This window comes from Ramlibacter agri (genome assembly GCF_012927085.1).
Lineage (GTDB): Bacteria > Pseudomonadota > Gammaproteobacteria > Burkholderiales > Burkholderiaceae_C > Ramlibacter > Ramlibacter agri.
Genome location: NZ_JABBFX010000002.1, coordinates 99144 through 118299, shown reverse-complemented (window position 1 = coordinate 118299; position 19156 = coordinate 99144). Strand labels below are relative to the sequence as shown.

The 19156-nt window shown below is 69.6% G+C and carries 14 protein-coding genes; 13 read left to right on the top strand and 1 reads right to left on the bottom strand.

Annotated elements, in window-relative coordinates; translation table 11 throughout:
* Positions 1-8 precede the first annotated feature (8 nt).
* From HHL11_RS19155 to HHL11_RS19095, 13 genes are all read left to right on the top strand, one after another.
* Positions 9-1823, top strand: coding sequence for an RND family efflux transporter (locus HHL11_RS19155; protein WP_169420183.1), 1815 nt, complete (start codon positions 9-11; stop codon positions 1821-1823).
* Positions 1820-3964, top strand: coding sequence for a PqqD family peptide modification chaperone (locus HHL11_RS19150; protein WP_169420182.1), 2145 nt, complete (start codon positions 1820-1822; stop codon positions 3962-3964). The genes HHL11_RS19155 and HHL11_RS19150 overlap by 4 nt, the downstream gene beginning before the upstream one ends.
* A gap of 5 nt (positions 3965-3969) precedes the next feature.
* Positions 3970-5916 carry a preprotein translocase subunit SecA gene (locus HHL11_RS19145; protein ID WP_169420181.1) on the top strand — a complete coding sequence of 649 codons (1947 nt, stop codon included), beginning with the start codon at positions 3970-3972 and terminating at the stop codon, positions 5914-5916.
* The gene (locus HHL11_RS19140; protein WP_169420180.1) at positions 5873-6712 is read left to right on the top strand and encodes an efflux RND transporter periplasmic adaptor subunit; all 840 of its coding nucleotides are present in this window, start codon (positions 5873-5875) and stop codon (positions 6710-6712) included. The genes HHL11_RS19145 and HHL11_RS19140 overlap by 44 nt, the downstream gene beginning before the upstream one ends.
* Before the next feature lie 19 nt (positions 6713-6731).
* Positions 6732-7574: a peptidylprolyl isomerase gene (locus HHL11_RS19135; protein ID WP_169420179.1), complete on the top strand. Its 843-nt coding sequence runs from the start codon at positions 6732-6734 to the stop codon at positions 7572-7574.
* Positions 7575-7612: 38 nt separating this feature from the next.
* Positions 7613-8623, top strand: coding sequence for a tRNA dihydrouridine(20/20a) synthase DusA (dusA, locus tag HHL11_RS19130; RefSeq protein ID WP_169420178.1), 1011 nt, complete (start codon positions 7613-7615; stop codon positions 8621-8623).
* Between the two features lie 96 nt (positions 8624-8719).
* Positions 8720-11056: a bifunctional salicylyl-CoA 5-hydroxylase/oxidoreductase gene (locus HHL11_RS19125; protein ID WP_169420177.1), complete on the top strand. Its 2337-nt coding sequence runs from the start codon at positions 8720-8722 to the stop codon at positions 11054-11056.
* Positions 11040-11900, top strand: coding sequence for an enoyl-CoA hydratase family protein (locus HHL11_RS19120; RefSeq protein ID WP_169420176.1), 861 nt, complete (start codon positions 11040-11042; stop codon positions 11898-11900). The genes HHL11_RS19125 and HHL11_RS19120 overlap by 17 nt, the downstream gene beginning before the upstream one ends.
* Position 11901: 1 nt before the next feature.
* The gene (locus HHL11_RS19115; RefSeq protein ID WP_169420175.1) at positions 11902-13062 is read left to right on the top strand and encodes an acyl-CoA dehydrogenase family protein; all 1161 of its coding nucleotides are present in this window, start codon (positions 11902-11904) and stop codon (positions 13060-13062) included.
* Positions 13059-13469 carry a RidA family protein gene (locus tag HHL11_RS19110; protein ID WP_169420174.1) on the top strand — a complete coding sequence of 137 codons (411 nt, stop codon included), beginning with the start codon at positions 13059-13061 and terminating at the stop codon, positions 13467-13469. Before HHL11_RS19115 ends, HHL11_RS19110 begins: the two co-directional genes overlap by 4 nt.
* Positions 13470-13491: 22 nt before the next feature.
* Positions 13492-14670 carry an acyl-CoA dehydrogenase gene (locus tag HHL11_RS19105; RefSeq protein ID WP_169420173.1) on the top strand — a complete coding sequence of 393 codons (1179 nt, stop codon included), beginning with the start codon at positions 13492-13494 and terminating at the stop codon, positions 14668-14670.
* Positions 14671-14726: 56 nt separating this feature from the next.
* A complete protein-coding gene (locus tag HHL11_RS19100) occupies positions 14727-16190 on the top strand; it encodes an AMP-binding protein (RefSeq protein WP_169420172.1) in 1464 nt (487 codons plus the stop codon).
* A 61-nt stretch (positions 16191-16251) separates the two neighbouring features.
* Positions 16252-17940, top strand: coding sequence for a long-chain fatty acid--CoA ligase (locus tag HHL11_RS19095; RefSeq protein WP_169420171.1), 1689 nt, complete (start codon positions 16252-16254; stop codon positions 17938-17940).
* Positions 17941-17970: 30 nt separating this feature from the next.
* Here the strand turns inward: HHL11_RS19095 and HHL11_RS19090 are convergent, their stop codons facing one another.
* The gene (locus tag HHL11_RS19090; protein WP_169420170.1) at positions 17971-19134 is read right to left on the bottom strand and encodes an ABC transporter substrate-binding protein; all 1164 of its coding nucleotides are present in this window, start codon (positions 19132-19134) and stop codon (positions 17971-17973) included.
* Between the last annotated feature and the right edge of the window lie 22 nt (positions 19135-19156).

Genomic DNA, 19156 nt, shown 5'->3' with positions numbered 1-19156 from the left:
GGTAGGCCATGCGCATCGATGACGCCACCCCCTCGACCGCCGGCCCGGTGCTCGCGCGCTGGTCCGGGCTGCCGGCCGGAGCCACGCCCGAGCAGGCTTGCACCGCCTGGCTCGAACAGTTCGGGCGCGAACAGCCGGCGCCCCTGCGCAGCCTGGTGCTCTTGCGCGACACCGGCCCGGAGCTGCGCCTGGCCGCCGTGCAACCGGCGGGCGCGGCCGTGCAGGACCTGCTGCCGCTGCTGGCCCAGGCGGCGGCTTCACCGCAAGCCGAGCGCCTGCAGACGGCGGCCGGCTGGCTGCTGACGCAACCGCTGCGCGCAGGCGAGGACCTGCGCGGCCTGGCCGCCGCGGAGTTCGCGGATGCGGAGCAGGCGCAGCGCGCCGCGGCGCGCATGGCCTGGGGCGCGGGCTGGCTGCTCGCGCTGCAGTCGGCACGTCCGGCTTCGCAGCAGGCGCTGGCGGAGGCGCGCGGCCTGCTGCAGTCCATGGCCGCCGTCGTCGCCGAAGGCTCCTTCGACGCCGCTTGCCTGAGTCTCGCCAACCGGCTGGCCGCCCGCTGGAAGGCGGATGCCGTGCTGGTCAGCTGGGTCGATGGCCTGCGCGTCCACATCGTGGCGCGCTCCAACGCCTCGCACACCGATGAACGCAGCAACGTCGTCCAGGCGGCCTGCGCCGCGATGGAAGAAGCGCTCGACCTGCGCCAGTCCGTGCAGGGCCACGCAGGCAACGGCTTTCGCTGCGAAGCGGGCAGCCTGCCGGCGCACGCGGCCTATGCCGAGGCCGTGCCCTGCGAAAGCGTGGCGACGGCGCTGCTGTTCCACGAAACGGTGCCGGTCGGCATGGTGCTGCTGCAGCGGCAGGAACCGCTGTCGGACGAGGACCTGGAGACGCTGGACACCCAATGCATGATGCTGGCTCCGCTGCTGGCCCAGCGCCGCGAGGCGGACCGCAGCCTGTGGCAGCACGCCGCCGCGAGCGCCCGGCATGCGCTCGGGCGCGCCGGTGACGATTCGCTTCTGGGCTGGAAGCTGGGCGCCATCGCTGTCGCCACGGCCGTCGTGGTCGCAGCCGTCGTGCCCGTGCCTTTCCGCGTCACCGCCCCCGCGATGGTGGAAGGCGAGGTGCAGCGGGCCATCGTCGCGCCTTTCCAGGGCTTCGTGCAGAACGCGCGCCTGCGGGCCGGCGACACCGTGCGGGCCGGCGAGCTGATCGCGACCCTGGACGACACCGACCTCAAGCTCGATGCCGAGAAGGCGCGCGCCGAACTGGACCTGGCCGAGCGCAAGGAGCGCGAAGCGGTGGCCGGCGGCAAGCGGGTGGAGATGCGGCTGGCGGCGGCGCAGGCCGCGCAGGCGCGGGCGCAGCTCGATCTGGCGCAGGAGAAGCTGGGCCGGGTGCAGTTGCTGGCGCCTTTCGACGGCGTCATCGTGCGCGGCGACCTGTCGCAGCAGCGCGGCTCGCCGGTGGAGCAGGGCAAGGTGCTGTTCGAAGTGGCGCCGCTGACCGCCTGGCGCCTGATCCTGAAGGTGGACGAACGCGACATCGCCTGGGTCGAGCCGCACCGCCAGGGCGAGCTGGCCCTGGCCGGCCTGGCGGGCCAGCACCAGGCCTTCGAAGTGAAGCGCGTGACCTCCATCGCCTCGGCCGAAGGCGGCGTCAACCATTTCCGCGCCGAGGCCGACCTGCGTGACGCCGGCGCCAGCCTGCGCCCGGGCATGGAAGGCGTGGCCAAGATCGAGTGCGGCAGCGCCTCGGCGCTGTGGGTCGCCACGCGGCGGCTCGCGGACTGGGTGCGGCTCACCGCCTGGGAATGGCTGCCATGAGCGCCGCGCTGCTGTCCGGCCACTGGTTCCGCGTCGCCGCGCTGAAGCCGGCGTTGCGGCCGCAGGTGCGCATCCAGCGGCACGTCTACCGCGGCCAGGTCTGGTACCTGCTGCACGACCTGGCCTCGGGCGAGAACTTCCGCCTGAACCCCGCAGGCTATGCCTTCGTGCGGGAGCTGGATGGGAAGCGCAGCCTGCAGCAGCTGTGGGACGCGCTGGTGGCGCGCCGGCAGGAGAACACGCCGACGCAGGCCGAGATCGTGCAGGTGCTGGGGCAGCTCAATGCCGCCGACCTGGTGCAGGTGGACGGCACGCCCGACGTCGCGGAGCTGCTGCAGCGCGGCGGCCGCCGCAAGCGCCGGCAGCGGCTCTCGCGTTGGCTCAATCCGATGTCGATCAAGCTGCCGCTATGGGACCCGGACGCCGCGCTGGCGGCCGCCGCGGCCTGGGTGCCGCGCCTGCCGCCCGCGCTGTGGCTGCTGGCTTCGCTGCTTGGCGGAGCCGTCGCCATCGTGCTGGCCGCCGAGAACTGGAGCGAGCTCACGCGCGACTTCGGCCAGCGGCTGCTGGCCACCAGCAACCTGTGGCTGCTCGCGCTGGTGTTCCCGCTGCTGAAGGCCGTGCACGAACTGGCGCACGGCTTCGCCGTCAAGCGCGGGGGCGGCGAGGTGCACGACATGGGGCTGATGTTCCTGGTCTTCTATCCCGTGCCCTATGTCGATGCCTCGGCGGCGCATGCTTTCCCCGGCAAGTGGCAGCGCGCCTGGGTCTGCGCGGCCGGCATGGTGGCGGAGCTGTGGCTGGCCATGCTGGCCCTGTTCGCCTGGCTGGCCCTGGAGCCGGGACCGCTGCGCGCCGTGGCCTACAACATCGCGGTGCTGGGCAGCGTGACCACGCTGGTGTTCAACGCCAACCCGCTGCTGCGCTACGACGGCTACTACATGCTGGCCGACCTGCTGGAGATCCCGAACCTCGGCGCGCGCTCCACGCGCTATTGGCAGTACCTGGCCACGCGCTACGTGTTCGGTGTCCGCGACGCGAAGCCGTTCCCGGCCACCCGGGGCGAGAAGCGCTGGTTTCTCGTCTATGCGTCGCTGGCCCTGGTCTACCGGCTGGCGGTCACGCTGGCCATCTCCTGGTTCATCGGCCAGCACTACTTCGGGCTGGGCGTGCTGCTCGCGGGCTGGTCGGTGCTGGCCGGCGTGCTGCTGCCGGTGGCCCGCGCGCTGGCCGCGCTGTTCACCGACCCGCGCTTCGTCGCGCGGGCGAGCCGCGTGTGGCTCGTTCTCTCCGGTACGCTGGGCGCGGCGGTGCTGCTGCTGTTCGTGCTGCCGCTGCCGCACCATACGCGGGTGGAGGGCGTGCTGTGGCTGCCGGAGCAGGCCACCGTGCGCGCCGGCGCCGACGGCTTCGTCGAGCGCCTGCAGCCGCCCGGCAGCGCGGTGCAGTCCGGCGACGTGGTGATGGTGATGGCGAACCCGCTGCTGGCCGCGCGCATCGCGCAGCAGCAGGGCCGGGTCGACGAGGTCGCCGCCAAGCTCGATGCGGTCTGGGGCACGCAGCCGGCGCAGGCCACGCAGCTGGGCGAGACACTGGCCCAGGAACGCGCGCAGCTCCAGCGCCTGCAGGACGAAGCGGCGCAGTTGCGGGCGCGTTCGCGCGCGGCGGGTTCGCTGCTGATCGAGCGCGCCGACGACCAGCCTGGCCGCTTCGTCCACAAGGGCGACATCGTGGCGCACGTGCTGGGCGAGTACCGGCCGGTGGTGCGGCTCGTCGTGCAGCAGGCCGACGTCGCCTTCGTGCAGGCGGACGTGCGCTCGGTGGAGGTGCGGCTCCCGCAGCAGCCCGGCGCGCCGATGCAGGCCACCCTGGTGCGCTCGGTGCCCAAGGCCGCGCCCGAGCTGCCCAGCGCGGCGCTGGGGCAGGGCGGTGGCGGCCGGCTGCTGGTGGATCCGCGCGACGAGCGCCAGGTCAAGGCGATGGAGAGCCTGTTCGAGTTCGAAGCGGCGCTGCCCCCCGAGCGGCACCTGCCGCACCTGGGCAGCCGCGCCTACGTGAGCGTCGAACACAGCCCCGAGGCGGTCGGCTGGCGCTGGTGGCGCGCGGGCCGGCGGGCGCTGCTTTCCCAGCTGGGGGTGTGAAGACCATGCAGCTCGCCTGGGCCCATCTTCCCGCCAGCCTCTATGCGGAGCGCAGCGCGCCGCCGCGCGAAGGCGTCGATGCCTGGTTGCACGGCGCCACCGGCGACCTGCCGCTGCGCATCGCGCGTGGCCTGCGCTGGCATCGCGCCATCGCCCGCCGCGCGGGCGCGCTCGAAACCATGGCGCAGGGCTGCAGCGACGCGGAACTGCGCGAGCGCCTGCGCCGCACGGCCCGCGCGAGCTGGGAAGCAGGCGTGGGGCGTGAGCTCGCGCTGGCCCTGGTGCGCGAGGCCGCGGTGCGCAGCCTGGGCCAGCGCGCCTACCCTGCGCAGCTCGCCGGCGCCTCCTGCCTGCTGCAAGGGCAGATGGCGGAAATGCGCACGGGCGAGGGCAAGACGCTCACCGCCGCACTGGCCGCGGCCGTGGCGGCCTGCGCCGGCCAGCCGGTGCACGTGATCACGGTCAACGACTACCTGACGCAGCGCGACGCCGAGGAGCAGGGGCCGCTGTTCGACTTCCTGGGCCTGGGCTGCGGGCACGTCATCAGCGGCATGGAACCGGCCGAGCGCCGGGCGCGGTACGCGAACGCCATCACCTACTGCACCGGCAAGGAATTGGTGTTCGATTACCTGAAGGACCGCGCGGCGCACGGCCCGGGCGTGAGCCAGGCCGACCTGCGCCTGCGCCGCGCGACTGGCGCGGCGGCCCAGCCCACGCTGCTGCGCGGCCTGTTCTTCGGCATCGTCGACGAGGCCGACAGCGTGCTGATCGACGAAGCCCGCACGCCGCTGATCCTGTCGCAGAACGCCGGCGGCATCGCGGATCCGGCCGTGTTGTGCATGGCGCTGGACCTCGCCGGCGAGATGCGGCCGCGCGAGCACTACGAGCTGCATGCGGGCCGGCGCGAACTGCACCTGCTGCCCGCCGGGCGCATGTGGCTGACGGAGCGCTGCGTGCCGCTGGGCGGCGACTGGAACGTGCGCCACGTGCGCGAACACTGGGTGGTGCAGGCGCTGCGGGCGCAGTTCCTGTTCCGGCGCAACGAGCACTACGTGGTCAAGGACGGCAAGGTGCTGATCGTCGATGAGAACACCGGCCGCGCATTGCCGGGCCGCACCTGGGAGCAGGGGCTGCACCAGCTGATCGAGCAGCGCGAAGGCTGCGAGCTGTCGGAGCAGAACCGCACCATCGCCCGCATCACCTACCAGCGTTTCTTCCGCCGCTACCTGCGCCTCGCCGGCATGACCGGCACCGCCAGCGAGGTGCGGCGGGAGCTGTGGCGCGACTATGGCCTGGCCACCGTGGTCGTGCCGCCCAACGCGCCCTGCATCCGCCGCACCTGGCGCGCCGCCTGCCTGCCCGACGAGGAAGCCAAGTGGGCGGCCATCGCACGAAGCGCCGGGGCGCTGGCTGCGCAGGGCCGGGCGGTGCTGGTCGGCACGCGTTCGGTGGCCGCGTCCGAGCGCCTGTCGGAAGTGCTGGCCGAGCGCGGCATAGCGCACGAGGTGCTGAACGCGCTGCAGGACGCGCATGAGGCGCAATTGGTGGCCGCCGCCGGCCAGGCCGGGCGCGTGACAGTGGCCACCAACATGGCCGGCCGCGGCACCGACATCCGCGTGGAGCCTGCGGTGCGCGCGCTCGGCGGCCTGCACGTGATCCTGTCCGAGTTCCATGAATCGCGGCGGGTGGACCGCCAGCTGTTCGGCCGCACGGCGCGCCAGGGCGACCCCGGCACGGCGCAGGCCATCGTCAGCCAGGTAGACCCGATCTTCACGCGGCAGCCGGGCCTGCTGTCCGCCTTGTTGCGAAGGCTGCCGGGCGCGTGGGTGCTGGAGGGCCTGCGGCGGCGGGCGCAGGCGCGCATGGAAGGCCTGCACGAACGCACCAGAAAGGAAGCGGTGAAGCACGATGAGCGACTCGAAGCCAGTCTTTCCTACTCGGGCCGCGCTTGAGCGCGCCGGCCCCGCGGCGCTGCTTGCGCTGGCGGCCGCCGCTGCGCAGGCGGCCGACCCGGTGCAGTGCCTGATCGGGCCCGCGCAGCTGGTGACCTTGCGCAGCTCGGTGCCGGCGCAGATCGTCGCCATGCATGCGGACCGCGGCGCGGCCGTGCAGAAGGGCCAGTTGCTGGTGACATTGGATGCGAGCGTCGAGAAGGCGTCGCTTGCGATCGCCAGGTACCGCGCGGTGATGCTGGGCCAGCAGCGCGCCGCCGAAAGCAAGCTGGTCAACGCGCAGGTCAAGTTCCGCCGGCGCGAGGAACTGCAGCTGCAGAAGTTCGTGTCGGCCCAGGACCGCGACGACGCCGAAGCGGAGATGCGGGTGGCCGAGGCCGACCTGCTGGAAGCCAAGGACAACCGCGAGCTCTCGCGGCTGGACGCGCAGCGGCTGGAGGCCGAGATCGGCCGCAGGATGCTGGCGAGCCCGGTGACCGGCGTGGTCATCGAGCGCCTGCAGAACCCCGGCGAGCTGGCCCAGGTGGGCGAGGGCACCATCGCCATCATCAAGGTGGCCCAGACCGACCCGGCGCGGGTCGAGATGGTGCTGCCGGCGGCGCGTTTCGGCAAGCTGAAGGTGGGGCAGCAGATCCGGATCAAGACCGAGCCGCCTTTCGACAAGAGCTTCCAGGCCGTGGTGAAGGTGGTCGACCCGCTGATCGACGCGGCCAGCGGCACCTTCGGCGTGCGCCTGGAAGCCGCCAACCCGAAGCAGGAAATCCCGCTGGGCGTGAAGTGCTCGGCGGAGCTGTGAGACAACAAGGAGGCCCCGCATGAAGACGAACCTGTTGCGCATGCTCGTTCCCGCCTGCCTGGCCGTGCTCTCCGCCTGCGGCGGCGGGGGCGGCGGCGGCAGCGCGGTCACCAACCAGCCGCCGGTGGCCGCCGCTTCGCTGAAGGGCGAGGCGGTGCTGCAGGCGGTCACCGTCCTGGACAGCAGCGCCAGCTCGGACCCCGAAGGCCAGGCCCTCGCCAAGTCCTGGAACTACGGCGACGGCACCAGCGGCAGTTCGGACAATCACGTCTATGCCAGCGCCGGTACCTTCCACGCGATGCTCACCGTCACCGACCCGGGCGGCGCCACCGCCACCACAGGCGTCGACGTGACGGTCGCCAAATGCAGCGCCGCCGGCACCCAGGCGGCCCAGCTGAGCCCGCTGCAGGCGGTGTGCGTCCAGACTACGCTGGGCGAACTGGTGATCGAGTTGTTCGCCACCGAGTCGCCGCAGACCGTGGCCAACTTCCTGGCCTACGTGGACGCGGGCTTCTACGCCGGGACCTTGTTCGCCCCGGTCACGGACACGCGCATCGACGCCGGCGGCTACACCACCGGGATGCAGCCCAAGGCGGCGAACCGGCCGCCGCCGGCGGCGGAGAACGGCAACGGCCTGCAGAACTGGCAATACACCGTGGCCTTGGCCAACACCGCGGGCGCGGCCTTCTTCGTCAATCTCATCGACAACCACCAGTTCGACGGCGACGTGGTCTTCGGCCAGCTGATCTCCGGCACGGCGACGGCGGAAGCCATCGGCGCGGCAGCCACTTCCACCAAGGGCGGGGTGACGCACGCCCCGAACACGGAAATCCTGATCCGGTCGGCGGTCAAGATGAAGTGAGCCGGCAGCCCGGCTGAACCCCTGAGACAATCGGGGGGATGCAAGAGGCAGTGAACGGGTGGCGCACCAGCGTGGCACCCATGATGGATTGGACGGACAGGCATTGCAGGTATTTCCACCGCCTGCTGAGCCGCCGCACGCGCCTCTATACCGAGATGGTCACCACGGGCGCCTTGCTGCATGGCGACGTGCCGCGCCACCTGGATTTCGACGCCTCCGAGCACCCGGTGGCCCTGCAATTGGGGGGCAGCGAGCCGGCCGACCTGGCGCACTGCGCGAAGCTGGGCGTGGACTGGGGCTACGACGAAATCAACCTCAACTGCGGCTGCCCCAGCGAGCGGGTGCAGCGCGGCGCCTTCGGTGCCTGCCTGATGGCCGAGCCGAAGCTGGTGGCCGACTGTGTCAGGGCCATGGTGGACGCCGTGGACGTGCCCGTGACGGTGAAGCACCGCATCGGCATCGACAAGGTCGAAAGCTACGAATTCGTCCGCGATTTCGTCGGCACGGTGGCCGAGGCCGGCTGCGAGGTCTTCATCGTCCATGCCCGCAACGCCTGGCTGAAGGGCCTGTCGCCCAAGGAAAACCGCGAGATCCCGCCGCTGCGCTACGAGCTGGTGCACCGGCTGAAGCGGGAATTTCCGGCGCTGACGATCGCCACCAACGGCGGCATCGCCACCGATGCCCTGGTGCACGAGCAGCTGACGGAGCTCGATGGCGTGATGATCGGCCGCGAGGCCTACCACCACCCCTGGTGGCTGGCGCGCTGGGACGAGCTGTTCTACGGCGAGCCGGCGTCCGGCCTGCGGCGCGAGCACGTGGAGGAGGCGATGGTCGCCTACATGGAGCGCGAGCACGCGAAGCGCGGCACGCCCTGGCATTCGATCGCCCGCCACATGATGGGCCTGTACAACGGCCTGCCGGGCGCGCGCCGCTGGCGGCAGGTGTGGAGCGACCATCGCATGAAGTCCGAGCCGCCGCGCCGCGTGATGCACCTGGCGCACGAAGGCCAGGCGCTGGCTGCCGCGGCGACCGAGTTCCGGGCGGCCTGATCCAGATCAAGGTTCCCGCGCCGGTCCAGGGGCCGGCGCTTGCCTTCCTTGGCCCATATGCTTTAAACTTAAAATATCGAAGCCTGGAGGATTCGGATGAATATCGTCTGCATCGGTGGCGGCCCGGCGGGCCTCTACTTCGCCCTGCTCATGAAGAAGCAGGATCCCTCCCACCGCATCCGCGTGATCGAGCGCAACAAGCCCTACGACACCTTCGGCTGGGGCGTGGTGTTTTCCGACCAGACCCTGGGCAACCTGCAGGCGGCGGACCCCGAGACGGCCAGCGAGATCCTGGGCGCCTTCAACCACTGGGACGACATCGAGGTCAACATCCGCGGCCACAAGATGGTCTCCGGCGGCCACGGCTTCTGCGGCATCGGCCGCAAGCGCCTGCTCAATATCCTGCAGCGCCGCTGCGAGGAACTGGGCGTCGAGCTGGTGTTCGAGACCGACGTGCAGGGCGACCAGGACTACCCCGACGCCGACCTCATCATCGCCAGCGACGGCTTGAACAGCCGCATCCGCACCAAGTACGCCGCCAGCTACCAGCCCGACATCGACGTGCGCAAGTGCCGCTTCGTCTGGCTGGGCACGCACAAGAAGTTCGACGCCTTCACCTTCGCTTTCGAGGAGACGCCCTTCGGCTGGTTCCAGGCCCACGCCTACCAGTTCGACGGCGACACCTCCACCTTCATCGTCGAGGCTCCCGAGGACGTCTGGCTGCAGGCCGGCATCGACAAGATGGAGAAGGAAGAATCCATCGCCTTCTGCGAGAAGCTGTTCGCGAAGTACCTCGATGGCAACCGCCTGATGTCCAACGCCTCGCACCTGCGCGGCTCGGCGCAGTGGATCAAGTTCCCGCGCGTGGTCTGCAAGACCTGGGTGCACGACAACGGCCGCGCGCCGGTGGTGCTGATGGGCGATGCCGCCCACACCGCGCACTTCTCGGTCGGCTCCGGCACCAAGCTGGCGCTGGAGGATTCGATCGAGCTGGCCCGCTGCATCGGCCGCAACCCCGGCAACCTGCAGCAGGCGCTGGGCGACTACGAGGCCGTGCGCAGCGTCGAAGTGCTGAAGATCCAGAACGCCGCGCGCAACTCCACCGAGTGGTTCGAGAACGTCAAGCGCTACGTCAATCTGCCGCCGGAGCAGTTCGCCTATTCGGTGCTGACGCGCAGCCAGCGCATCAGCCACGAGAACCTGCGCCTGCGCGACAAGGGCTACGTGGAGAAGTACGAGGACTGGATCGCGCAGCAGGCCGGTGCCCACCGCACGTCGAACCAGCAGCCCATCCCGCCGATGTTCACGCCCTTCAAGCTGCGTGGCGTCACCCTGAAGAACCGCATCGTCGTCTCGCCGATGGCGCAGTACTCCTGCGTGGACGGCCTGCCGGCCGACTACCACCTGGTGCACCTGGGCGCGCGCGCCATGGGCGGCGCCGGCATGGTGGTGGCGGAAATGACCTGCCCGAGCCCGGATGCCCGCATCACCCCCGGCTGCCCGGGCCTGTGGAGCACCGGGCAGCGTGACGGCTGGAAGCGCATCGTCGACTTCGTCCACACGAACACCGACGCCAAGATCGCCATGCAGCTGGGCCATGCCGGCGCCAAGGGCTCGACGCGCGTGCCCTGGGAAGGCGAGGACCAGCCGCTGGAAAGCGGCAACTGGCCGCTGATCTCCGCTTCGCCGCTGCAGTACATCGACGGCGTCAGCGACTGGTCGCGCGCCATGAGCCGCGCCGACATGGACCGCGTGCAGGAAGACTTCGTGCGCGCCACCCGCTACAGCGCAGAAGCCGGCTTCGACTGGCTGGAGCTGCACTGCGCCCACGGCTACCTGCTGTCCTCCTTCATCTCGCCGCTGACCAACCAGCGCACCGACGACTACGGCGGCTCCCTGGAGAACCGTCTGCGCTACCCGCTGGAAGTGTTCCGCGCCATGCGCGCCGTGTGGCCGGCCGACAAGCCGATGTCGGTGCGGATCTCGGCGCACGACTGGGTCGAAGGCGGCATCACGCCGGACGACGCCGTGGAGATTGCGCGCCACTTCAAGGCGGCCGGCGCCGACATGGTCGACTGCTCCTCGGGCCAGGTGAGCAAGAAGCAGAAGCCGGTGTATGGCCGCATGTACCAGACGCCGTTCTCCGACCGCGTCCGCAACGAAGCCGGCATCGCCACGATGGCCGTGGGGGCGATCTCGGAAGCGGACCACGTCAACAGCATCATTGCGGCCGGCCGCGCCGACCTGTGCGCCGTGGCCCGCCCGCACCTGGCCAACCCCGCGTGGGCGCTGCTGGAAGCTGCGAAGATCGGCTACCACGACGTGCCGTGGCCGCGCCAGTACCTGTCCGGCAAGCAGCAGCTGGAACGCAACCTGGAGCGCGAACGCGCCATGGCCCAACAACAGGAGACGAAGAATGAACGCTTCAACTGACCGCGTCGACCCCGCGCTGGTCGCAGGCAACCGCAGGCAGCTGGCGGGCTACCGCGCCGAGCATTTCCTCTGGGAGGTGAAGGAAGGCGTGGGGACCATCACGCTGAACCGCCCGGACCGCAAGAACCCGCTGACCTTCGATTCGTACGCGGAACTGCGCGACCTGTTCGGCCAGCTGAAATACGCGACCGACGTCCACGCGGTGGTGGTCACTGGCGCCGGCGGCAACTTCTGCTCCGGCGGTGACGTGCACGAGATCATCGGCCCGTTGGTGAAGCTGCAGGCGCCCGAGCTGCTGATGTTCACGCGCATGACGGGCGACCTGGTGAAGACCATGCGCGCCTGCCCGCAGCCCATCATCTCCGCCATCGACGGTGTCTGCGCCGGTGCCGGCGCCATCGTCGCCATGGCATCGGACCTGCGCCTGGGCACGGCCCGCAGCAAGACAGCCTTCCTGTTCAACCGCGTCGGCCTGGCCGGCTGCGACATGGGCGCCTGCGCGATGTTGCCGCGGATCATCGGCCAGGGCCGCGCGAGCGAGCTGCTGTACACCGGCCGTTCGCTGGGCGGCGAGGAGGGCGAGCGCTGGGGCTTCTTCAATCGCCTGTGCACGCCCGAGGCGCTGCTCGAGGAAGCGCAGAAGCTGGCGAGCCAGCTCTGCGAAGGTCCCACCTTCGCCAACGGCATCACCAAGACCATGCTGCACCAGGAATGGGCCATGACCCTCGAGCAGGCGATCGAGTCCGAGGCGCAGGCCCAGGCGCTGTGCATGCTCACGCAGGACTTCACGCGCGCCTACGAGGCCTTCGTGGCGAAGCAGAAGCCGAAGTTCGAGGGCAACTGACATGCGCGAACTTCAGCACCTCGACTGGCCCTTCTTCGAAGAGAGCCACGGCATCCTCGCCGCCGAACTGGACAACTGGGCGCGCGAACACGTCGCGCACATCCACGGCCCCGACGTCGACGAAGCCTGCCGCACGCTGGTGCGCAAGCTGGGTGATGCCGGCTGGCTGCGCAGCGCCATCGGCGGCGCCTGGGGCGAGCAGGAAACCATCGACACGCGCGCCATCTGCCTGATCCGCGAGACGCTCGCGTATCACAACGGCCTGGCCGACTTCGCCTTTGCCATGCAGGGCCTGGGCTCGGGCGCGATCAGCCTGCAAGGCACGCCGGCACAGAAGGAGAAGTACCTGTCCAAGGTGGCGCGCGGCGAGGCGATCGCAGCCTTCGCGCTCTCGGAGCCGGATGCCGGTTCCGACGTCGCCAGCATGCAATGCGCCGCCCACATCGAGGGCGACCACGCCGTCCTGAACGGCGAAAAGACCTGGATCTCCAACGGCGGCATCGCCGATTTCTATGTGGTGTTCTGCCGCACCGGCGAGGCGCCGGGCGCGCGCGGCATATCGGCCTTCATCGTCGATGCCGGCACCCCGGGCTTCGAGATCGCCGAGCGCATCGAGGTGATCGCGCCGCACCCGCTGGCCCGCCTGAAGTTCACCGATTGCCGCGTACCGCTGACGCAGCGCGTGGGCGCGGCCGGTGAAGGCTTCAAGGTGGCGATGCGCACGCTGGACGTGTTCCGCACCTCCGTGGCCGCCGCCGCGCTGGGCTTTGCCCGCCGCGCGCTGGACGAAGCCCTGCAGCGCGCGACCACGCGCAAGATGTTCAACCAGACGCTGTCCGACTTCCAGATCACGCAGTCCAAGCTGGCGCAGATGGCGACCACCATCGACAGCGCCGCGCTGCTGGTCTACCGCGCCGCCTGGCTGCGCGACCAGGGCAGCATCGTGACGAAGGAGGCGGCCATGGCCAAGATGGCCGCCACCGAAGGCGCGCAGCAGGTCATCGACGCCGCCGTGCAGATGTTCGGCGGCCTGGGCGTCAGGAGCGGGGAGCCGGTGGAACAGCTGTACCGGGAAATCCGCAGCCTGCGCATCTACGAAGGCGCCACCGAGGTGCAGCAGCTGATCATCGCGCGCGAATTGCTGAAGGAACTGAAGCCATGACTCAATACACGAAGCCGCAGGCCGTCCTGCCGGAAGGCTGGGCGCGTCCCAAGGGCTACGCCAACGGCGTGGTGGCGCAGGGCCGCCAGCTGTTCATCGCGGGCATGATCGGCTGGGACGCCGACCAGCGCTTCCACACCGACGATTTCGGCGGCCAGGCGCGCCAGGCGCTGCAGAACGTCGCCGACGTGCTGAAGGCCGCGGGCGGAAAGGGTGAGAATATCGTCCGGATGACCTGGTACGTGACGGACAAGCGCGAATACCTGGCTGCCGGCCGCGAGGTGGGGCAGGCGTTCCGCGAGATCATCGGCAGCTACACCATCGCGATGACGGCGGTGGAGGTGAAGGCGTTGATCGAGGACCGCGCCAAGGTCGAAATCGAATGCACTGCGGTGCTTCCCGACTGATTCACTGATTTCCGGAGTTGCCATGGCCGCCAAAGCTTCCTTCCACTGGGACGATCCCCTGCTGCTGGACCAGCAGATCAGCGACGACGAGCGCGCCGTGCGCGACGCCGCGCGCGCCTATTGCCAGGAGAAGCTGGCGCCGCGCGTGCTGGAGGCCTTCCGCAACGAGCAGACCGACACCGGCATCTTCCGCGAGATGGGCGCGCTGGGTCTGCTGGGGCCGACCATCCCCGAGCAGTACGGCGGCGCCGGCCTCAACTACGTCTGCTACGGCCTGGTGGCGCGTGAAGTGGAGCGCGTGGACTCGGGCTATCGCTCGATGATGTCCGTGCAGTCCTCGCTGGTGATGGTGCCGATCAACGAATTCGGCAACGAGCAGACGAAGCAGAAGTACCTGCCCAAGCTGGCCACCGGCGAGTGGATCGGCTGCTTCGGCCTGACCGAGCCGAACCACGGTTCGGACCCGGGCAGCATGATCACGCGCGCCCGCAAGGTCGACGGCGGCTACAAGCTGACCGGCAGCAAGATGTGGATCACCAACTCGCCGGTTGCCGACGTTTTCGTGGTCTGGGCCAAGGACGACGAAGGCGCCATCCGCGGCTTCGTGCTGGAAAAGGGCTGGAAAGGCCTGTCCGCGCCCAAGATCCAGGGCAAGGTGGGCCTGCGCGCTTCCATCACCGGCGAGATCGTGATGGACGAGGTGTTCTGTCCTGAAGAGAACGCCTTCCCCGAGGTCCGCGGCCTCAAGGGGCCTTTCACCTGCCTGAACTCTGCGCGCTACGGCATCGCCTGGGGCGCGCTGGGCGCGGCCGAGGACTGCTGGCACCGCGCGCGCCAGTACGTGCTGGATCGCAAGCAGTTCGGCAAGCCGCTGGCCGCCAACCAGTTGATCCAGAAGAAGCTGGCCGACATGCAGACCGAGATCACGCTGGGCCTGCAAGGCTGCCTGCGCCTGGGCCGCATGAAGGACGAAGGCACGGCGGCGGTGGAGATCACCTCCATCATGAAGCGCAACTCCTGCGGCAAGGCGTTGGACATCGCCCGCGTGGCGCGCGACATGATGGGCGGCAACGGCATCAGCGACGAATTCGGCGTGGCCCGCCACCTGGTGAACCTGGAAGTGGTGAACACCTACGAAGGCACGCACGACATCCATGCGCTGATCCTGGGCCGGGCGCAGACCGGGATCGCGGCGTTCTGAGCCTCGCTCGTCATTCCCGCGAAGGCGGGAACCCAGGGCATCCCAGCATCGTCGCGATGCTGGAGGCCACTGCGCAAGAGTTTCCTGCGCGGGAGGCCGTCGTCTTCGGCGGCACGCGTTGGACCTACGCGCAATTGCGGCGCGTGGTAGCCGGGTTCTCGACGCAGCTGGGTCACCAAGGTGGCCGCATCGCCACCCTCCTGCCAAACTGTCTTTTGGCCTGCGCAGCGCCGTACGCGGTGGCGGCGGCCGGCGCGCAGCTCGTTCCGCTGAATCCGCTGTACACAGCGCGCGAGCTGGAATACATGCTGCGCGATGCAGCGCCGCGCATCCTGATCGTCGACGATGCGCTGGTCGAGCGCGTCGAAGGCCTTTGGGACGGATGTGCGCTGCTGCGCGTCTCCCAATTGGCTGCCTGCTTCGAAACCTGGCTGGCCGAAGAGGGCACGCTCGAACTCCCCGACGCCGACAGCGACGGCCTGCTGCAATACACCGGCGGCTCTTCCGGCCTCCCCAAGGGCGTGATCCTCACGCATCGCGCGCTTGCCACCAACATCGCCCAGCGCGAAAGCCTGCTGCCGGTTGCGCGCGGCTGCGAACGCGTGCTGTGCGTGATGCCGCTGTTCCATTCCTACGCGATGGCCATGGGCCTGTTCCTGTGCGGCTATTCGGGCAGCACGCTGGTGGTGCAGCCCGGCTACCACCCGCAGCGGGTGCTGGATGCGATCCGCGACGAGGGCATCACCATCTTTCCCGGCAGTCCCACCATCTTCACCGGGCTGATGCAGCACGAGGCCTTTGCAGGGACGGACTGGTCGCGCGTGCACACCTGCTACTCCGGCTCGGCGGCGCTTTCGAGCGAGACGCTGGAACGCTGGCAAGCAGCGACTGGCGCACCCATCTACGAAGGCTACGGCCAGACCGAGGCCGGCCCGGTGCTGAGCTTCAACCCGCAACGCGGGCCGGTGAAAGTCGGCTCGGTGGGCATTGCGGTCGCCGACACCGAGATCGAAGTCGTGGACCTGGATGAGGGCACGCGCGCACTGCCGGCCGGCGAGCGCGGCGAGATCCGCGCCCGCGGCCCGCAGGTGATGCGCGGCTACCTGAACCTGCCGCAGGAGACGGCGGAGTCCTTGCGCGACGGCTGGCTCTATACCGGCGACATCGGCGAGTTCGACGCGGACGGCTACCTGTACATCCGCGATCGCAAGAAGGACCTGGTCATCGTCGGCGGCTACAACGTCTATCCGCGCGAGGTGGAAGAGGTGCTGTTCACGCACCCGGACATCGTGGAGGCCGCGGTGGTGGGCCAGCCCGATGCCTACCGCGGCGAGGTGCTGCGGGCCTTCGTCGTGCTGCGCGCCGGAGCCGCTTTCGACGAAGAGGCGCTGCGCGAATACTGTGCGGCGCGGCTGGCCAGGTACAAGCTGCCGGCGCGCATCGAGGCGCTGGAAGCGATGCCCAGGACCAGCGTCAACAAGACCGACAAGAAGGTGCTGAAGGCGCGCGTGCGCGCCTGATGTCGCGTGCGAGACGCCGACTCGCGGTGAGGGCTTTCGCCGCGGGAGTACCCTTGGGCCCATGCAGCCTTCCGCATCGACGCCGCGTCCCGAAACGCGGCACTGGCCTTTCTGGCCGCCGGGTCAGTCCCGGCACCTGACGCTCCCGCAGACGCACCTGTTCTACAACGCCGAGGTCGCGGCCACCCGCTTCCCCGACAAGCCCTTCATCGTCTTCTACGACAACGTCCTCACGTTCGCGGAGTTCCGCGCGCAGGCCGAACGCATTGCCGGCTTCCTGCAGCAGGACTGCGGCGTGCAGCCCGGTGACCGCGTGCTGCTGGACATGCAGAACAGCCCGCAATGGGTGCTGGCCTACTACGGCATCCTGCGCGCCGACGCGGTGGTGGTGCCGGTGAACCCGATGAACAAGACGGAGGAATTGCGCCACTACATGGAGGACGCGGGTGCCAAGGTGGCCTTCGTCGCGCAGGACCTGCTGCCGCAGATGCAGCCGCTGGTGGGCGCGGACGGCCTGCGGCGCGTGATCGTCGCGACCTATGGCGACCATCTCCAGGCAGCCACGAGCCTGAAGGTGCCGGACTTCGTCGCCGCACCGCGCCTGCCGCTGCAAGGCGAGGGCCTGGTCGCCTGGACGGACATGCTCGCCGCCGCCTGCGTGCCCGGGCCCATGCGCGCCGGCCCGGACGACCTGGCCGTCATGCCCTACACCTCCGGCACCACCGGCCAGCCCAAGGGCTGCATGCACACGCACCGCAGCGTGATGACGACCGCGGTGCAGGGCGTCCAGTGGTTCAGCCGCACGCAGGACTGGGTGGCCTTGTCCGTGCTGCCTTTCTTCCACGTCACCGGTATGGCCGGCGGCATGAACGGCCCACTCTATGCCGGCGGCACGATGGTGTTGTTGCCTCGCTGGGACCGCGACGCCGCGGCGGAGTGCATCCAACGCTACAAAGTGACGACCTGGCAGGCGATCACGACCATGGTGATCGACATGGTCTCCAACCCGCGCATCACCGAGTACGACCTGGGCAGCCTGATCGGCATTCGCGGCGGTGGCGCCGCGATGCCGGAGGCGGTGGCCGCGCGGCTGAAGTCGCTGACCGGTCTGGACTTCGTCGAAGGCTACGGCATGTCGGAGACGCTGGCCGCCACGCACCTGAACCCGACGCAGCAGCCCAAGCCGCAATGCCTGGGCATCCCGATGTACGACGTCGATTCGCGCTTGATCGATCCGGAGACCTTGGGTGCGGTGCCTCCGGGCGAGCCGGGGGAGATCGTCGTGCACGGGCCGCAGGTGATGCAGGGCTACTGGCGCAATGCCGAAGCGACGCAGCAGGCCTTCGTCGAGATCGAGGGCAAGCGTTTCCTGCGCACCGGCGACCTGGCGCGGGTCGACGAGCAGGGCTACTTCTTCATGACGGACCGCCTGAAGCGGATGGTCAACGCCAGCGGCTTCAAGGTCTGGCCGGCGGAGGTGGAGGCGATGATGCACCACCACCCCGCGATCCAGGAAGCTTGCGTCATCGGTGCGCGCGACCCGCGTCGCGGCGAAACGGTGAAGGCGCTGGTGGTGCTGCGCGCCGGGCTGGAGAAGCAGCCGACGCCGCAGGACATCACGGACTGGTGCCACGAACACATGGCGGCCTACAAGGTGCCGCGCATCGTGGAGTTCGTGGCGGCGCTCCCGCGCGGTGGCAGCGGCAAGGTGCTGTGGCGGGAGTTGCAGGAGAAGGAAAACGCGAAGTGACAAGGGGCGGCATGCGCCGCCCCCAAATCGTCACTTGCCCAGGTCGCTCAGCTTCACTTCCTTGATCTTGCCGCCTTCGACCACCGCCACGCGGATGTCGCCGCGGGTGCCGCCGTTGGCATCGATGCCGTCGTAGCTGGCCAGGTTCTGCGCCGCGGGCAGCTTCTGGATGGCTTCGCCCAGCTTGGCGCGGATGGCGGAGGCGTCGCTGGTCGTGCCGGCCAGCTGCATCGCCAGCGCGGCGACGCGCATGGCGGTGTAGTTCAGCGTGGCTTCGGATCCGGGCTCGCGCTCGGGGTACTTCTTCATCCAGCGGGCCACCCAGGCCTTCACCGGCGCGGAGTTGTCCTCCATCACCGGCAGCACGCCGACCGCGCCTTCCAGCGCCTGGTAGCTGCCCACGACCGGTTTCATCTCGTTGAGCTTGGCCTGGTCCATGACGATGAAGCCGCCCTTGAAGCCCAGGTCGCGCGCCTGCTTGGCGACCAGGCCGGTGGGCTCGGAGGCGCCGCCGATGAACAGCACGTCCGGCTTGGCGGCCAGGGCCTTGCTCACGCCGCTGTAGAAGTCGGTGGAGCGGTTGTAGCTCATGGGGTTGTCGGCCACGATCTTGCCGCCGGCGGCTTCCCAGGCCGGCTTCACCATGGCGGTCCACTCCTTGGCGTACTCGTGGTCCGCTCCGGCGATGGCCAGGTTCTTGCCGTAGCGCTTCATCGTGTAGGCCACGAAGGGCTTCACGTAGGCCGAGAAGTCCGGCGGGATGCGCATCGTGTTCTTGTTGCCCGTCGCCGTGATCTTGGGCACGCTGGTGTACGACAGCAGCAGCGCGTTCAGGCGGTCGTTGCTGGTCTGGATGGCGAAGCCGCCACCGGAATGCGGGCACATCACCACCGGCGTCTTCGACTCCTGCACCAGGCGCTGGAAGTTGATGGCCGTCTCGCTGGGGTTGTACTTGTCGTCCAGCGCGACCACCTCAAAAGTGACCTTCTTGCCGCCGACCTGGAAGTTCTCCGCGTTCAGTTCGTCCACGGCGAACTTCATGCCGTCCAGCGTGTTCTTGCCGTACTGCGCGGCGCCGCCGGACAGCGGGCCCGAATAGCCGATCTTCACGACCTCTTGTGCGCCTGCGGGCAGCATGGCCGCCAGGCCGGCGAGGCCCAGGGCGGCGGTCGCGACGCGTTGTCTCATCGTCATTGGCTTGTTCTCCTTGGTGGTA

Excerpts from the sequence above, each read along its gene's own strand:
- HHL11_RS19155 (WP_169420183.1), top strand. The coding sequence starts at position 9 with ATGCGCATCGATGACGCCACCCCCTCGACCGCCGGCCCGGTGCTCGCG.
- HHL11_RS19150 (WP_169420182.1), top strand. The coding sequence starts at position 1,820 with ATGAGCGCCGCGCTGCTGTCCGGCCACTGGTTCCGCGTCGCCGCGCTG.
- HHL11_RS19145 (WP_169420181.1), top strand. The coding sequence starts at position 3,970 with ATGCAGCTCGCCTGGGCCCATCTTCCCGCCAGCCTCTATGCGGAGCGC.
- HHL11_RS19140 (WP_169420180.1), top strand. The coding sequence starts at position 5,873 with ATGAGCGACTCGAAGCCAGTCTTTCCTACTCGGGCCGCGCTTGAGCGC.
- HHL11_RS19135 (WP_169420179.1), top strand. The coding sequence starts at position 6,732 with ATGAAGACGAACCTGTTGCGCATGCTCGTTCCCGCCTGCCTGGCCGTG.
- dusA (WP_169420178.1), top strand. The coding sequence starts at position 7,613 with ATGCAAGAGGCAGTGAACGGGTGGCGCACCAGCGTGGCACCCATGATG.
- HHL11_RS19125 (WP_169420177.1), top strand. The coding sequence starts at position 8,720 with ATGAATATCGTCTGCATCGGTGGCGGCCCGGCGGGCCTCTACTTCGCC.
- HHL11_RS19120 (WP_169420176.1), top strand. The coding sequence starts at position 11,040 with ATGAACGCTTCAACTGACCGCGTCGACCCCGCGCTGGTCGCAGGCAAC.
- HHL11_RS19115 (WP_169420175.1), top strand. The coding sequence starts at position 11,902 with ATGCGCGAACTTCAGCACCTCGACTGGCCCTTCTTCGAAGAGAGCCAC.
- HHL11_RS19110 (WP_169420174.1), top strand. The coding sequence starts at position 13,059 with ATGACTCAATACACGAAGCCGCAGGCCGTCCTGCCGGAAGGCTGGGCG.
- HHL11_RS19105 (WP_169420173.1), top strand. The coding sequence starts at position 13,492 with ATGGCCGCCAAAGCTTCCTTCCACTGGGACGATCCCCTGCTGCTGGAC.
- HHL11_RS19100 (WP_169420172.1), top strand. The coding sequence starts at position 14,727 with ATGCTGGAGGCCACTGCGCAAGAGTTTCCTGCGCGGGAGGCCGTCGTC.
- HHL11_RS19095 (WP_169420171.1), top strand. The coding sequence starts at position 16,252 with ATGCAGCCTTCCGCATCGACGCCGCGTCCCGAAACGCGGCACTGGCCT.
- HHL11_RS19090 (WP_169420170.1), bottom strand. The coding sequence starts at position 19,134 with ATGACGATGAGACAACGCGTCGCGACCGCCGCCCTGGGCCTCGCCGGC.